The sequence below is a fragment of the Snodgrassella sp. CFCC 13594 genome (assembly GCF_001590725.1).
In the GTDB taxonomy this organism is placed as follows: Bacteria; Pseudomonadota; Gammaproteobacteria; order Burkholderiales; family Neisseriaceae; genus Snodgrassella.
Window position 1 is genome coordinate 1 of the sequence record NZ_LQXR01000015.1, and the last position, 16,197, is coordinate 16,197.

The 16,197-nt window shown below is 48.1% G+C and carries 12 protein-coding genes and 1 pseudogene; 7 read left to right on the plus strand and 6 right to left on the minus strand.

All coding sequences use genetic code 11. The features are described from left to right. Positions 1-2,044, minus strand: a 2,044-nt coding sequence (locus tag A2F46_RS08895) for an ESPR-type extended signal peptide-containing protein (RefSeq protein ID WP_255358764.1), incomplete at its 3' end; no start/stop codon positions are given. Between the two features lie 898 nt (positions 2,045-2,942). Here A2F46_RS08895 and A2F46_RS08900 point away from each other — a divergent pair. From A2F46_RS08900 to A2F46_RS08910, 3 genes are all read left to right on the plus strand, one after another. After that, on the plus strand, positions 2,943-5,789 hold the full coding sequence (locus A2F46_RS08900) for a valine--tRNA ligase (protein WP_066569467.1): 2,847 nt from the start codon (positions 2,943-2,945) through the stop codon (positions 5,787-5,789). A 255-nt stretch (positions 5,790-6,044) separates the two neighbouring features. Beyond that, positions 6,045-6,494 carry a homoprotocatechuate degradation operon regulator HpaR gene (gene hpaR, locus A2F46_RS08905; RefSeq protein WP_066569469.1) on the plus strand — a complete coding sequence of 150 codons (450 nt, stop codon included), beginning with the start codon at positions 6,045-6,047 and terminating at the stop codon, positions 6,492-6,494. 7 nt (positions 6,495-6,501) lie between these two features. Continuing rightward, positions 6,502-7,014 (plus strand): flavin reductase, encoded by a 513-nt coding sequence (locus A2F46_RS08910; protein ID WP_066569471.1) that lies wholly within the window; start codon positions 6,502-6,504, stop codon positions 7,012-7,014. A gap of 78 nt (positions 7,015-7,092) precedes the next feature. Here the strand turns inward: A2F46_RS08910 and A2F46_RS08915 are convergent, their stop codons facing one another. From A2F46_RS08915 to A2F46_RS08935, 5 genes and pseudogenes are all read right to left on the minus strand, one after another. Then, positions 7,093-7,722: a DUF937 domain-containing protein gene (locus A2F46_RS08915; RefSeq protein ID WP_066569473.1), complete on the minus strand. Its 630-nt coding sequence runs from the start codon at positions 7,720-7,722 to the stop codon at positions 7,093-7,095. 381 nt (positions 7,723-8,103) lie between these two features. Next, complete coding sequence (gene fba / locus A2F46_RS08920) at positions 8,104-9,168, minus strand: class II fructose-bisphosphate aldolase (protein WP_066569476.1); 1,065 nt, start codon at positions 9,166-9,168, stop codon at positions 8,104-8,106. 504 nt (positions 9,169-9,672) lie between these two features. Continuing rightward, positions 9,673-10,635: an ABC transporter ATP-binding protein gene (locus tag A2F46_RS08925; protein WP_066569479.1), complete on the minus strand. Its 963-nt coding sequence runs from the start codon at positions 10,633-10,635 to the stop codon at positions 9,673-9,675. Beyond that, a pseudogene (locus tag A2F46_RS08930) lies at positions 10,619-12,181 on the minus strand (ABC transporter permease). Before A2F46_RS08930 ends, A2F46_RS08925 begins: the two are co-directional and overlap by 17 nt. A 107-nt stretch (positions 12,182-12,288) precedes the next feature. Further along, the gene (locus A2F46_RS08935) at positions 12,289-13,260 is read right to left on the minus strand and encodes a thiamine ABC transporter substrate binding subunit (RefSeq protein WP_369796333.1); all 972 of its coding nucleotides are present in this window, start codon (positions 13,258-13,260) and stop codon (positions 12,289-12,291) included. A 125-nt stretch (positions 13,261-13,385) separates the two neighbouring features. On the opposite strand from A2F46_RS08935, the gene A2F46_RS08940 reads away from it, so the two are divergent. The 4 genes from A2F46_RS08940 to A2F46_RS08955 all read left to right on the plus strand — a co-directional run bounded on the left by A2F46_RS08940 (position 13,386) and on the right by A2F46_RS08955 (position 16,197). Further along, complete coding sequence (locus A2F46_RS08940) at positions 13,386-14,081, plus strand: pyrimidine 5'-nucleotidase (RefSeq protein ID WP_066569487.1); 696 nt, start codon at positions 13,386-13,388, stop codon at positions 14,079-14,081. Between the two features lie 37 nt (positions 14,082-14,118). After that, complete coding sequence (locus A2F46_RS12620) at positions 14,119-14,373, plus strand: hypothetical protein (RefSeq protein WP_066569489.1); 255 nt, start codon at positions 14,119-14,121, stop codon at positions 14,371-14,373. 77 nt (positions 14,374-14,450) lie between these two features. Further along, the gene (glmU, locus tag A2F46_RS08950) at positions 14,451-15,827 is read left to right on the plus strand and encodes a bifunctional UDP-N-acetylglucosamine diphosphorylase/glucosamine-1-phosphate N-acetyltransferase GlmU (RefSeq protein ID WP_066569609.1); all 1,377 of its coding nucleotides are present in this window, start codon (positions 14,451-14,453) and stop codon (positions 15,825-15,827) included. A gap of 67 nt (positions 15,828-15,894) precedes the next feature. Continuing rightward, complete coding sequence (locus A2F46_RS08955; RefSeq protein WP_066569492.1) at positions 15,895-16,197, plus strand: EF-hand domain-containing protein; 303 nt, start codon at positions 15,895-15,897, stop codon at positions 16,195-16,197.

A 16,197-nucleotide genomic window follows, 5' to 3' on the forward strand; every position in this document is an offset into this window, starting at 1 on the left:
TTGATGGCTGATCTGGATTAGTTGGATTAGTTGGATTGGTTGGTGTGTCCGGTTGTTTGGCGCTCATGGTCCAATAGTATTCATCACCACTACTGCCAGTGCGTTTGGCTAACTGCACTTCTGTCGCACCGGTGGTTTGAGCAGTACCTGTAAACGCCGTTTCTCCACTGGTTCCAACCAATACAACTGGTATGGTATTCAATACTGACGCCACTTGTTGCACATTGCCATCAATGATATTTTCCGTACCGTCTGCCTTAATGGGCATCACAGTAGTGCTGCCACTGGCTGTACCAGTAATACTTAATATGTCAGACGTAGAATCAGCCCCATTTTCACTGCCCGGTGCATTCCAAAGGGTATTCATTTTGACAACAGCGCCGTTGCTGCCTGAATAATTACCTTCAATGGTGAGCTTATCTTGGTATGAATCATTAATTAAAGAAATAATGCCGCCATTATTATTAAATTCAGGCACATTGACAAAATACTCTTCGGCTTTATATGTACCTGCATCAAGTACGCCGCCACTAGTTAAATTAAATGATGATAATGTTGACCTTTGCTCTGTCAGATCACCCTTATTTTTTAGCTGCCACTGAGCACCATTGCTAACAGTAGCTTCCAATGTTGACGCACCAGAAACAGTCATTAAACCTTTAGCAACAGCTTGGTTATCCAAATTAAATATAAGTGCCGCTTGATTGCTACTCCACTTATTGGGATCCTCTACCTCAACCAGCCAACCCTTCTCGGCAGCCGTGGCCTCACTTTGAGACCCTTTTAAAGTCATTTTCGCGCCAGTTACCCCTGCATTGGTTTTGACCAGCGACGCATCTGCCGATGTTGTGGTTATCTTGGCATTGTTCAAAGCCACTTGTTGGTCGGTAGATTTGTAGTCTGTAGTGTAATCTAACGTACCAAATAAAATAGCATTATTGGCTGACTTAATCACAGCAGAACTGGTCTCCGAATCCGCTGTTAATTTGGACCCTGTCCCAACCAAGCGTATGGTGGGTGCAGTTGATTCAGCAGTAGTGTCTAAAATCATTTGCCCTTTTGAAACAACTTCACCGCCCCCTGTTCCTGTAGCTCGTCCTTTGCCAATTTTTAAAGCAGAAGAATATTGTCCTGATTTACCAATGACAATCTCTGAATCATTTAGAATAGCTTGATTATTATCACCAGAAACATAAATACCCGTAATGTAATTCCCACTGTTGTCATTACTGCTATCATATGCGTTAATGCGCACTTTTCCTGTGGACTCAAAAATGGCATTGGAGCCGCCATTATCTTCATTTCTGATGATACGAATCCCAGATAGTTGATATGTTCCTAAAGATGTGGGGAATCCCCAAAATATATAATTATTTTGAGTATTTGGGGTATTGGTAATGCTTAAGTTGGCATTTTCTACAGTGACTTTAGATATTTTTGTTGAAGCACGATCGGCACCAGGAATCGCAGTACCTACTTGCACGGCATACGATTCAATTGGTCCGCGTACTGTCGTACTTTCTCGAGCAAACACCACATCCACATCTAAATCTTTGGCCGTTAATTGCCCTGCATTATAAACTTGGGCACCGATTACACGAACCACCTTCCCAGATTCAGGACGCAAAGTAACAGATAATTTATTAGCGGTAAGAGTACCGTTATCTGCGCCAAAGCCAATTGAAGTATAATCAGCATTTCTTGGGGATAAGGTATTCGAGTTAGCAATAAAATCGCCTAGGGAACTATCTGTTTGGCTTTTAACAACAGTTTTCTGGGCGCCGCCGGATACCCCTAGAATAGAACTCCAGCCAACATTAGTAGAATACCCTGTATTTTCGTAAATTTCACAAGTACCACCGCCATATCCATTCAAAGAAGCACATTCAGCGGCAAGTAGATTTGAGCTACCCAGCCCAAGCATGGTCGCTAATACTAACCGACCTAGTCTATTTTTACATTTAGATTTATTGCTGCTCAACTCGGAGCATGCGACCCAGCTCCCTGTCGAAACATTAAATTTAGATTTATATATCCGATTCATTTCCTAGCCTTCCGTTATCAGCATGTTGCTGGTATACCTAAATCAAGTTGTCTATTCTTTCGCGCTTCAAATTTGTCTTTTGGCAAAAAATCACGTTCTGCTTGCTCATCCAATTAGGCCCAATTCAAATAACCAATCGGGTGCCTATTCAAAATAAAAAAAGCAAATATTTTAAAACACATAATGGACACCACAGTTGCAAGTGCCGAATCAATCTCGGCCTGCTTGTAGCAGCTACTCTATAACCAAATGAATCTACTCAATATGTATTCTTAATTCACATCATAATCAAGGAAAGCGCTGGGGCAATAACACGTACACTCTATTGGGATTTCATAGTTAATATCAATATTAAAAGTGAACCATCTCATTTAGTCATTCAGCCAATTTTAATCATCAGCTTCAAGATAAAAATTATTGTATAGATCAGCAATTAATCAACGTTTGATCATAATTTTGTATATCACACAGCAGTCAATCATGATTTAAATTGATGTCTCAAATTCATTTGCAATTCGGTACTGAATTTCAATACTAAGATGAGGAAAGCAAAATTCATGCCATAGTGCAAAATATATATACTATCTATTAAACTTATTAAATTCAAAAATAAAGCCAATACTTGATTCGTTGAAGATCCTTTTTTGAAAATTTAAGTTATCTTAATGGCATTTTTTATACATACCCTATTTTCCATAGCATTAAAACAAAGTAATCAGTAATTTTAAAACCATCGAAAGCAAAATACCGAACCAATAAACATCCTTTTTTCGATAAGATTTCACATAGCAACAAAATTAGGCTTGGTGCCCATTCAGGCAGCCCAAAGCGTTCTGCGTTATAATCTCAGCTATTAATTTCTAGTTATTTCATTCCTCATATTCAAAGCAATAACATTATGCACAACAGCCAATATTCGCCCAAAGACATCGAATCCCAGCTTTATCAGGTTTGGGAACAAAAAGGCTATTTCCAGCCTTCTTTAGATTTAACCAAACCATCATTTTCGATTCAACTGCCGCCGCCCAACGTCACAGGCACATTGCATATGGGGCATGCGTTTAACCAAACCATCATGGATGGGCTTACCCGGTATCACCGTATGAAGGGGGAAAATGTATGCTGGATTCCTGGCTCTGATCATGCGGGGATTGCCACCCAAATTGTGGTTGAACGGCAACTGGCAGCCCAAAACGTATCGCGTCATGACTTAGGTCGCGAAGCATTTATCAACAAAATTTGGGACTGGAAAAAATTCTCGGGGGATACCATCACTCAGCAAATGCGCCGCGTAGGCTGCTCGGCTGATTGGCATCGTGAATATTTCACTATGGACGCACGCCGTGCAGCGGTGGTGACTGAAGTGTTTGTACGGCTATTTGAACAAGGCCTGATTTACAGAGGAAAGCGCTTAGTCAATTGGGATCCAGTTTTGGGCACTGCTGTTTCAGACCTAGAAGTAGAAAATGTAGAAGAAAACGGTCATATGTGGCATATCCGTTATCCATTGGCGGACAACCCGGAAGCCGCATTGATTGTGGCCACCACTCGGCCAGAAACCTTGCTGGGCGATGTGGCTGTAGCAGTACACCCTGATGATGAGCGCTATGCGGCTTATATTGGCAAACAATTACAGCTGCCTTTGTCGGGCCGCACCATTCCCGTGATTGCCGACGAGTACGTAGAAAAAGACTTTGGCACGGGCTGCGTCAAAATTACTCCGGCACATGATTTCAACGACTATGAAGTGGGGAAACGCCACCAAACGGCGCTCATCAGCGTATTGAGCTTGGATGCTAAAATGCTGTCGCAAGCACAAGTATTCAATTTCCAAGGCGAATCTCAAGCACCCATTGTGTTGCCTGAAACCTATGCTGGCTTAGACCGTTTTGCTGCGCGCAAAAAAATGGTGGCGGATTTAGATGCCATGGGTTTATTGGTCAAAGTCGAAGACCACAAGCTGATGACGCCTAAAGGTGACCGAACGGGTAGCGTCATTGAGCCCATGCTCACCAGCCAATGGTTTGTGGCCATGACACGCAAACCTAACCAAGACGTTGCTCATCCAGAACCTAAATCTGAATTCAAGGGCATGACACTCACTGAAAAATGTATTCATGCAGTGGAAAGCGGACAAGTTCGTTTTATTCCTGAAAATTGGGTCAATACCTACAACCAATGGATGAACAACATTCAAGACTGGTGTATTTCTCGCCAATTGTGGTGGGGCCATCAAATCCCAGCTTGGTATGACGAAGCGGGTCAAGTCTATGTTGCGCGCAATGAAATCGAGGCACAAAAACTCGCTGGCAATGCAGCGCTTACTCGCGACGAAGATGTATTGGATACTTGGTTTTCGTCTGCTTTGGTGCCCTTTTCAACCTTAGGCTGGCCCGATGATACAACCGAATTAAAAGCATTCCTGCCATCCAATGTCCTAGTCACAGGCTATGAAATCATTTTCTTTTGGGTGGCCCGCATGATCATGATGACCACGCATTTCACGGGCAAAGTACCCTTCCGAGATGTTTATATTCACGGTATGGTACGCGACCATGAAGGCAAAAAAATGTCCAAATCCGAGGGTAACGTTATTGACCCTGTGGATTTGATTGATGGCATTGATTTGGCCCACTTATTGGTTAAGCGGACCACCGGCTTGCGGCGTCCAGAAAAAGCACCGCAGGTCATCAAAGCAACAGAAAAACTGTTCCCCAATGGTATTCCTGTATTCGGTGCCGATGCCTTGCGCTTCACCATGGCCAGCTACGCAAGCCTAGGGCGAAGCATTAATTTTGACTTCAAACGTGCCGAAGGCTACCGCAATTTCTGTAATAAACTATGGAATGCGACCCGTTTTGTGCTGATGAATGTTGAAAATCAGGATTGTGGCCAAAATGAAAGCCTGCCATTGGCGTACAGTTTTGTCGATGAATGGGTGATTTCGCGCCTGCAACAAACCGAAGCCGCAGTGACTGAAGCACTTGATACCTACCGTTTCGACATGGCTGCGCAAACATTGTATGAATTCACGTGGAATGAATACTGTGACTGGTATGTTGAGCTGGCTAAAGTCCAGTTACAAAACGGCAATGACGCACAACAGCGCGCCACACGCCGCACGTTGGTGCGCGTATTGGAAGTGCTATTGCGCCTGATGCACCCCATTATGCCCTTTATTACCGAAGAACTGTGGCAAACTGTCGCACCGTTGGCCAATGCCAAACACACTGAAAGCATCATGCTGGCGGCATGGCCCAAAAGCGATGGCAGCAAAATCAACGTGATCGCACTGGATAAAATGGCGCGATTGCAAGATTTGATTGGCGCGGTACGCAATCTACGCGGCGAAATGGGATTGGGCCCCGGGATCAAAGCCCCGTTGTGGGTTGAAGGCGGAGCTGATTTAACCGATTTGCTGCCTTATGTACCGATGATGGCGCGTCTCAGCGAAGCCAAATTAGTCGGCGGGCTACCTGAAAGCGATGATGCTCCGGTGGCAGTCTGCCAAGGTGCACGCTTGATGCTGAAAGTTGAAGTTGATAAAGCCGCTGAAACCGCGCGCTTAACCAAAGAAGCGGAAAAACTACAGAAAGCCATCGATAAAATCGAAACCAAATTAGCCAAACCAGGCTACACCGACAAGGCACCTGCCCATTTGGTTGAGAAAGATCGGCATGAATTGGCCGATCTCCAAGATAAAATAGCCAAATTGCACAGCCAGCTACAAAAATACCGCAGCTGAGATGTAAACAATTATTTTTCAGGCAGCCTACGGGCTGCCTGTTTTTGAATGTTTCCTATTTGCAATAATATTGTAATACTGCTGAAAAACCACTTATCAATTTGATATACATTAATTTCTCTGCTTTTTCACAGTTTGTTACCATCCCAATGTTCAATTCCTGAATGAAAATAGGTAGAATCAGCCATATATTCATAATTGCATGAATATTTTCGGTGTGCGTGAAGCATGAGAAAAACAATAGGAGAAGCCAGCATGGCAACGGAATCGAAACACATGTCCTTAAACATTGCCCTTATTCAAGCGCGTGAAGCATTGATGTCTTATTTCCGACCACTGCTCAATGATATCGGCATTACTGACCAACAATGGCGCATCATTCGATTGCTCGCCGAAAATGGAACCATGGATTTTCAAGATTTGGCCAAACAAGCCTGCATTCTTCGACCCAGCTTAACTGGTATCCTAACTCGCTTAGAAAAACTGGGTTATGTGGTGCGTTTAAAGCCCTCCAACGACCAAAGACGTGTGTTTTTGAAGCTAACCTCATCCGGAGAAACCCTCTACGACCAATTTTGCTCTACGGTGGATAACCGTTACGATGTATTAAAAGAGCGATTCAGCTTGGAAAAATTACAACAATTGGATACCCTGCTACATGAATTCACTGCCATTGCCGTAGACAAAGAAGAAAACAATAAATAACACCGTCATGCTCAAAACCACCACACACACGCACCCTTTATCACACTTGTATCGCAACGCCATGTCCAACGTGGCAGCCAGTGTTCATGTCGTCACCACGGATGGGCCCGCCGGAAGCTATGGCATCACCATGACGGCGGTTACTTCCGTAACTGATGACCCACCCACGCTGATTTTGTGCATCAATCGCCATGCAGCGATTCAGCCCATTTTGCGCGCCAACGCGCACCTATGCGTCAACGTATTAGCGGCACATCAGCGTGATGTAGCCGAACATTTCGCTGGCATTACCCATTTGGATTCGGCCACCCGGTTTCGTCAACACAACTGGCAGCCAGGGCCAAGCGGCCAGCCGCAAGTTACCGGGGCTTTAGCCCATTTATCCGGTCACATTGTGGAACACAAAGATTTAGGCAGCCATACCGTTTTTTATGTGCTCATTGAGCATATCCAAGTCACGGATACCACTGAGCCCGCACTGCTTTATTATCGACGCCATTTTACCCACAGTGCTATTTAAGATTCAGTCATAACAGCAAAAGCCGCGCAAGTTGCGCGGCTTTCTCTATATCCTGCATAACAGGGAAGCTGGGGCCGCTTAACGTTTCCCACCCAAAAAGCTGGTACCCAACTTCAGTAAATCCCCCAAATCCAATTTGCCGTCACCATTTTGATCCAAAATACCGGACAACAAAGACCCTCCTAATCCACCTTGTTGTTGCGCCTGCGCTGACGCCTGTCCCAATGTTTGCCCTAAACCGCCCGCATCCAATTCTTTGCTGGAAACTTGTTTGGCCAAAAATGCCATCACAATGGGCGCCAGAATACTCAACAGCTGATTGCTGTTGCTACCCAAACCGGTGCTTTGGCCCAAGGCATCTGCTACTTGTCCTTTTTGATTACCAAAAATATGACCTAAGATCGATGCGCCATCGCTTTGTGCGCCGCTACTACCCAATACCGAATTCAATAACCCACCCAAAACATCGCCGCCAGCCAGTGAAGCCACTGATGGTTGAGCATGATCTTGCAATGCGTTAAACAAGCTTTCCGCGCCTTGTGGCTGCTCGGCATTTTGGCCGAGTTTACCCAGCAACAAAGGGATAGCGGCATTGACAGCCTGCTCAGTGGTTTGCGTATCAGCGCCCAACTGCTGGGCAATTTGCTGCATAGGGGCGCCTTGCAACTGATTTTGGAGTTGTTCTATCAACGAAGTGGCGTTGGTCATGTTATTGCATCCTTATGAAAATGAAATTCAGGAAAAAAATTGATTTCTCATTGCATTATAAGGAGAAAATACCCCATTGTGTTTTTCTCCTGTTCCCATATCAATCACACCCATTGCTTAAACGAGTGCGTACGCTCAGAATTCTGCATACCCATAAGGATCAAGCAGCCTCTTAAGCCCAATCCACCCATCTACTATTGTGTTAGAAAGCCCAAATTGGCATCACCCAGAAACACATCAATCCCGCGTATTGACCAGCCAGCAGTGCCATGTCAATTCCAAGCATTCACAACAACTGAAAAACAAGCTTATCACGCAAAAAAAGGCTGCCTGAAGCAACTTCAGGCAGCCCTATATGGCGTTGATCAACGGCTTTAAGGCTTACTTCACGATTTGGGCCAACTCGCCTTTGGCATAACGCGCCCACATATCTTCCAAAGAGATTGGCTTGATTTTACTGGCTTGGCCAGCCGCCCCGAAAGCCTCATAGCGCGCAATACACACTGATTTCATGGCCTTGATGGTTTCCGCAAAATATTTGCGTGGGTCAAATTCAGCGGGATGTTCAGCCAAAAAGCGGCGAATAGCCCCAGTACTGGCCAAACGCAAATCGGTATCAATGTTGACTTTGCGTACGCCGTGTTTAATGCCTTCCACAATTTCTTCTACTGGCACACCATACGTTTCACCAATATCGCCACCATATTCATTAATAACCTTCAACCATTCTTGCGGTACCGAGCTTGAGCCATGCATCACCAAATGGGTATTGGGCAAATGCTCATGGATTTCCTTGATACGGTCAATGCGCAACACATCACCAGTGGGCTTGCGGGTGAATTTATAGGCACCATGACTGGTACCTATGGCGATGGCTAAGGCATCCACGCCCGTGTCTTTCACAAAACGCGCCGCTTCTTCCACGCTGGTGAGCATTTGCTCGTGGCTCAATTTACCAACGGCTCCCACGCCGTCCTCTTCACCGGCTTCGCCCGTTTCCAGATTCCCCAAGCAACCTATTTCACCTTCCACTGACACACCGCAAGCATGAGAAAATTCCACCACTTTACGAGTGACGTCCACATTGTATTCATAGCTGGCCGGCGTTTTGCCATCACTTTTCAGAGAGCCATCCATCATCACGGAAGTAAAACCCAACTGAATGGAGCGCTGGCACACATCAGGACTGGCACCATGGTCCTGGTGCATCACCACTGGGATATTGGGAAATTCTTCTACCGCTGCCAAGATCAAATGACGTAAAAAGGGCGCACCAGCGTATTTACGCGCCCCGGCACTGGCCTGCACAATCACCGGCGCATCTACTTCGCTGGCTGCTTCCATGATGGCGCGCATTTGCTCCATGTTATTGACATTAAATGCCGGCAAGCCATAGCTGTATTCTGCCGCATGGTCCAGCAATTGGCGCATAGAAACCAAAGCCATAATTATCTCCGTGTTATTACCTGTTTTATAAAATAAATTTCAACGTTTTTCTGCTCGTTTTACACGACATTCAATACTCAATAAAAGCCAATCCTAAACGCCCATTCGATTCACTGAGTGGTACACGAAAATCCAATTCTGCGTCTCAATACCGCGCAAGCAGAGCGCAACCTATTGAGCATTAATTGGCACAAGCCGAAATGCGGCTTCATTGCACTTTAGCGCTTAGGCTGGAGTCCTTAGCTACAATTCATAGGCAGCATTTAGTCCAATCACTGCGCTGTAATTAAAGGCAACACACGCTATAACCCACTTATCTTTATGTCATTGTATGAGCAGTATCTGATACTTAATCGCCATGCCAACCCAGCAGCCACACCCGTCATAAGCATAAGAAAAATCATTAACTAATGCCACCGATGCGCCCACCTGCTTTATCCGCGCGGCAATTATACCATCATGAATCACGCCAGCGGCTGATTCCCCTTCTGGTTCCACCGACTTTCAGGCAGGCCTTTCAGGTGCCCTAGATGAAAATACCACCACCTGCTCATCATCCACTACAACAGGTATTAAGCTACCCGCCACTGGCTGTGGCGAAGACAATGGCAACCACCACCGTAAACGCCCCCATTGCGCATGGTCCAACCACACTTCATAGGCATCGGCCTGCACCGACGTACGCACCACTCGCGTTTGCGGTGCCCCATCGGCTCGCCACTTCAGCGCGCGTTGCGGCACATAGTAGTCTTCGCTGACATTATCGCAACCCAGCAATCGTGCTGCCCAAGCACTGATGGGACGAGCCAGTAATTCGGCTGCCGTGCCCATTTGCACCCACTCGCCATCTTGAAATAAGCACACCCGATCAGCAAGCACCAAGGCTTCTTGGGGGCTGTGCGTCACCAACACTGTGGGGCAATTTTGCGCGCGAACCAAACGCAACATTAATTGCTGCAAATGTGCGCGCAAAGTGGTGTCTAAAGCAGAAAAAGGCTCATCCAACAACAATGCTTTCGGTTGCGTCACCAAAGCGCGTGCTAAAGCCACGCGCTGTTGCTCACCCCCAGACAAATGCACCACATCACGCTCAGTCGCATCGCTCATGTCCACTGCCATCAGCATCGCCTCTGCTTGGCTACGAGCGCTTTTTTTGTTGATCCCACGCATGCGCAAACCAAACGCCACGTTTTGCCACACATTAAGATGGGGGAATAAAGCATAATCTTGAAACATTAGAGCGAAATGGCGCTGTTCAGGTGGCATTTGCGTAATGTCATCGCCATCCAAAAGTATGCGCCCTGAATCAGGCATCACTAAGCCAGCCGCCAGATTCAATAACGTCGACTTCCCGCTACCACTGGGCCCCAGCACCGCCACCAATTCACCATCAGCCACGCTCAAATCCAATGATCGCGCCACCACTTTGCCGCCAAATTGCTTGTGAATTTTATGCCAAGTCAACATGCGCTTTTCTCCGTTCTGGCTTGGCCAACCATTCCAACAGCACAAACAACAACATCGCAGTCATCATCAACACCAACGTCAACACCATCGCCCGATCGCCATTATCGCGCCCTGCCGTACTCAAATATTGGTAAATCAGCGTGGTCAGCGTTTGCCATTCTGGCCGCGACAAAAACAAAGTCGCCGCAAATTCACCCACACAAGTGGCCGCAGCCAACGCCAAACCGCGCTGCAAGGCGGGTCGCAATAGGGGCAAGACCACCGCAAAAACCACCTGCATCGGCGTGGCGCCCAAGGTACGTGCTGCCGATAAATAGTGTTCAGGCAACCCATCCCAAGCGGCCAGCACATCTTTGGTGATAAACGGATAGGCCAGCAACGCATATGTACACACCAGCATGCTCAGCGAAGCGGTCCACTCGGGATAACACAGCAGCAACCCAAACGACACACACACGGGCGACACCATAAAAGGCAAAAAAGTGATGCCGCGCACCCACGCCAGACGATGTGCCAAGTGCGTGGCTGACGCCCAACACCACGGCCAACATCATGGCTAAAGCAGTAAACTGCAAAGTATTGGCCAGTGCTTGCCAAGTATCGGCTTGTGCCAGCACCGACCAAGAACTGCCTGCCTGCCATGCGCGCCACACAATCGCCAATAAAGGTAAGACGCAACACAGCAATAACGCCATCAACACAGCCAACACCGCCAACCAATGCCATCCTTGCGGCTGACGCAGTGGGAGTGGCTGCACCGCATTGCCCTGTGCTACACGGCGGCTGATGATGGCGTAAGCCAAGCCAGCCAATAAGGTAATAGCCAACGATAGCAACACCAGCACACTTGCTTGGGCCATATCCAATTCATAAGCAATTAATTGATAAATAACCACTTCCACTGTGGCATAACGTTCACCCCCCAGCAGTAGAGCCAAACCGAAACCGGAAAAACAATACAAAAATACCAAGCAAGCGCCTCCAGCCAGCCACGACCGCAACACGGGCCACTCCACCTGAAAAAATCGTTGCCAAACAGGCGCACCCAAAGTTTGAGCGGCATAAAGACGTGTGGCTGGAACTTGGCAAAAGCCTGATAAGCGGCACGCACCAACACAGGTAAATTGAAAAATACATTGCCGTACAACAGCAAGTAAGGCGTATCAGCCCAGCCTCGCCACAACAATCCTTGTTCACCAAACAGCGCCAATACACCCATGCCTGCTACCAATGTAGGCATCACAAACGGCAGCATCAATAAGCGTAGAAGCCATTGCCTGCCCCAGAAATCATAACGCGCCAACACCCAAGCCATCGGTACACCCAATAACACCACCATCACCGCAGTAATCGCAGCCTGCCATATCGTCCAAGCAATACGCTGCTGTATATAAGCGTCTTGCCACACCGACCACATCATCTGCCCATCAGATTGATGTAGCATGGCCAGCAATGGCAACAGTACCATGCCCACCAAAAAAACCATGGGCAGCAGCGCCTTGAACCACCCGCCAACATCGGTGCGAAACTGCGCAAAAAATGGCATTGGCAACTTATCCAATCAGGTGATGACATTCAGGCAGCCTAAGGCTGCCTGAACAACATAACAGCAATCATAAAACAGCATGACCTACAGGCAGCCACACACACGTATTAACGCAACACCGTGCGCGTCCATTCACTGACCCAGCGTTGTTGCTGGCGCGACATGTCGGCAGGATTGGGTTGCCATGCACTGCGAGGAGCTGGGGTGAGTGCAAATGTCTTAGGCAATGGCGTGCCTTTTACTGCTGGATACACCCACATGGCTTCCGGAATGGCTTGTTGAACCGCATTGCTTTGCAAATATTGCACTAGCTTGGCAGCCAGTGCTGGTTGTTTGGCCTTATTCAATACCGCCGCGCCTTCTACCTGACGGAATACGCCTGCAGGCAACAATAAATTGCCCGTGGGGGGCGTGGTGTATTTACCCTTGCTGAAATGCACTTCGGCCGCTGGGCTCGTGGCATATCCCACAACCATGGGCCTGCTGCCGCCGTTAAGGGTGAAATCAGTGTAATAAGCATCACTCCAGCCTTTGGTTACCTTCACGCCGTTTTGGCGCATTTGCGCCCACCAGGCCATGGTGCGTTTTTCACCCATACCACCGATATTGGCCATCAAAAAACCCAAACCTGTGCTGGATGTAGCTGGACTGGGCACCACCAATAAATTTTTATACGCAGGCTTAGCCAAGTCCGCCAAGGATTTGGGCAGCGGTTTTTGGTGTTTCTGAAACCAAGCCTTGTCATAATTGATTGACACATAGCCATAATCCATCGCCAGCGCATAAGGTAAAGTCGCATTCACAGCTCGGCTCGCGGGCTGCTGAGCAGCCAAAACACCCAATTGCTTGGCTTTGGCAATATTGCTGTTATCCAAGCCATATACAGCATCGGCAATCGGGTTGGCTCGGGTGAGGATGAGCTTATTCAACATTTCATTGCCACTGCCCACTTTTATTACGGTGAGCTTCACCTTATTGGCTCGCTCAAATTGCGCCAACACAGCAGGGGGCAATTCGAATGATTTGTGCACTGCCAGGCGCACTTCTGTTTGCGCCTGCGCCCATGAAGCCGTCAACATAAGCGCCAAGGCGCCAACCCATTTCCCAGCAGACATGACAGATTCCTTTCAGATGTGTTTTAATTGCGCTTCATCATACCGTTTTGCACCGGCAAATTCAAAAACCGGCTGCCTGAAATACAGCCATGCCCACAGTATCATCCGAACCATGTTGGCTCTTTGATTTAGACAACACACTGCACCATGCCGATGCAGGCATTTTTTACCTCATCAATCACCACATGACCGCGTATTTGGCTCATGCTTTGCACTTAACCGAAGCGGCAGCTTCTGCTTTGCGGCAGGATTATTGGCACCGTTATGGTGCCACTTTGGCAGGCTTGCAATACCATCATCCTGAAGTAGACGTGCTGGATTTTCTCCGCCAAAGTCACCCTTTACCAGACATTCTTGCTGCACTCAAACCCATGGCCGATGTGCAGCACATTTTGCCACAATTGGCAGGGCAAAAAGCCGTGTTTTCCAATGGGCCATCGTTTTACGTGCGCGCGCTGTGTGATGCCATGAACATCACCAATGCGTTTACCGCTTGCTTCGGCACCGACGATTTTGGCTTATTGTACAAACCCAATCCTCAGGCTTATTTAAATGTCTGCCGAAAACTGGATGTACAACCCGAACACTGCATTATGGTGGATGACAATGCAGACAATCTGCATGCCGCCAAAAATCTGGGCATGCGCACCGTGTGGTTTGGTGCCACCAGCCATGCATTACCGTTTGTGGATTTAGCCGTGGTCGACATGCACTCATTGCGCGCCGCCAGTCTCAAGTTCACCTCAAACGCGGCTATACGGGCGCCAGCAATTTCTTTACAATAGGCCTATTCACATCAACCTTTTTGATAAGGAAATCATCATGCGCGCATGGCTTGTATTGTGTGGCCTTTTTGCCATAGGCGGCTGCACTTGGGAAACATATCAGGATGCCAGCGGGCAAACCAAATTGCGCCAAAAATACGAGGCAGGCACCCGCGTGTTTTACGAAGATGGTACTTATGCCCGCGACCAGCGCTACAATAATTTGCGCCCAGTGCCCCACGCGGTGAAGCCGGAAGTGGTGGAATCGGGTAAGCTGCCGGCCAACACCAACTGGTCGGCCGAACAGGAATGATTTCGGCAGAATTTTGTTGATTCGGGCTGCCTGAACGGTTTTCAGGCAGCCTCAAGCATTTTATGTGAATGGCAAATATGGGCACTCCTTCAAGCAATCTCAATGTGGTTATTCTCGCGGCCGGAAAAGGCACGCGCATGTATTCCAAACAACCCAAAGTGTTGCATGACATTGGCGGCATGAGCATGCTCGCACGCGTTATCCATACAGCACAAAGTCTTCAGCCACAAAGCATTAGCGTGGTCATCGGCCATGGCAAAGAAGCGGTCAAAGCCAATATTGACACGGCGGTTACTTGGATTGAACAAACCGAACAACTGGGTACCGGTCATGCGGTTAAAACCGCTTTGCCTTTTTTATCCCACTCAGGTCGAACATTGGTTTTGTATGGTGACGTTCCACTCATTGACACACCCACCCTGCAAGACTTGCTGCACACCGCCGGTGATGAAGTAGGCTTGCTGACAGATGTGTTAGACAACCCCACTGGCTATGGCCGCATCATCCGTGAGCACGGTCAAGTGGTTGCCATCGTGGAAGAAAAAGATGCCAATGCCGCACAAAAAGCCATTCACGAAACCAATACCGGTATTTTTGTCTTACCCAACCACAAGCTGCCTGAATGGTTGGGTGCGTTGCAAAGCAACAATGCCCAAGGCGAATATTATTTAACCGACGTGATTGCGTTGGCTCAGCGCGACAGCGTGGCGGTGCATCCACTGCAAGTGCGCGCCTCATGGTTGGCTGCCGGCGTCAACAATAAAGTACAGCTGGCCGAGCTGGAGCGTATTTTGCAGCGCGAGCAAGCACAAGCCTTACTCAAAGCCGGTATCACGCTGCGCGATCCGGCACGATTTGATCTGCGTGGCACCCTACAACATGGCCAAGATGTGGTGATTGACGTCAATGTGGTGCTGGAAGGGGATGTGGTGTTAGGCGATGATGTCCAGATAGGTGCCAACTGTGTGATCAAAAATGCACACATAGGCTCGGGTACCGTGATCCAACCCAACTGCCATCTGGAAAACTGTACCATCGGTGAGGCTGCTCAAATTGGCCCATTCGCTCGTTTGCGCCCGAATGCCTGCATCGGCAATGAGGTACACATCGGCAATTTTGTGGAAGTGAAAAACAGCACATTGGGCACTGGCAGCAAAGCCAATCATCTCACCTATCTGGGCGATGCGAGCATAGGCGAACACACCAATATCGGTGCGGGCACCATCACCTGCAATTATGATGGTGTGAATAAATACAAAACCATCATTGGCGATGAGGTGCGCATTGGATCTGGCAATATGCTGGTGGCCCCCGTTGAAATTGGCCACAAAGCCACCACTGGCGCGGGCAGCACCATCAGCAAAAATTGTCCTGCAGGGGAACTCACGCTGGCGCGCGCGCGTCAAACCACGATTAAAGGCTGGGTGCGGCCGGAGAAGCCAAAAACAGCATAAATTTATGACTCAGGCAGCTTAATTTTGGGCTGCCTGAATCCGTGTTGATCACCCGTGAGGATACCCTATGCCGCGTTTTACCTACACGATGGCGCTTCTGGTTTGCTCTGCATCGGCGCTGGCTTGCGAGCCTGCACCGCCCGCCCAGAGCTGGGTGCTCAGCCATGACCGCAATCAAGATGGTCAATTGGATGCACACGAATGGTCCTCAACACAAGCCGATGGCTTTGTGCTCCGCTTTCGACCTGGTGACTCAGCTGAATTTCAACGGCTGGACAAAAACCAAGACGGTTTTTTAAGTTGGGATAAAGATGAATTGTGGCAATCGATTGACTACACCGAAAACCCATGCGCCGGCTGGCCATGGTGA